Source organism: Burkholderia sp. SIMBA_062 (assembly GCF_046534765.1).
Classification (GTDB): domain Bacteria; phylum Pseudomonadota; class Gammaproteobacteria; order Burkholderiales; family Burkholderiaceae; genus Burkholderia; species Burkholderia ambifaria.
Genome location: NZ_JAWRYD010000576.1, coordinates 1 through 240, shown reverse-complemented (window position 1 = coordinate 240; position 240 = coordinate 1). Strand labels below are relative to the sequence as shown.

1 pseudogene is annotated in these 240 nt (G+C 68.8%); it reads left to right on the top strand.

The annotated features are described in order from the left end of the window. Positions 1 to 54: 54 nt before the first annotated feature. Positions 55 to 219 (top strand): annotated as a pseudogene (locus SB786_RS37500) (pirin family protein); the annotation flags it as partial. Between the last annotated feature and the right edge of the window lie 21 nt (positions 220 to 240).

Sequence of the window (240 nt, the reverse complement as noted above, 5' to 3'; positions counted from 1 at the left end):
GGACAAGAAGCGCTATGAGGACTTGCAGCAGCAAAGGCATGCCTCGGCTGAGGCGGCGGCGCGCATCTGCCCGGCGAGCGATTCATCGAATGGAACTTCGTGTCGAGCGCGCGCGCGAAGATCGACGCCGCACGCGCCGCGTGGGCCGCGCAGACGTTCGGCAAGGTGCCGGGCGAGGAACACGAATGGACGCGCCAGCCCGAGCGCAACGCACACTGAGCGGCGGCATGCGGCAAGGCC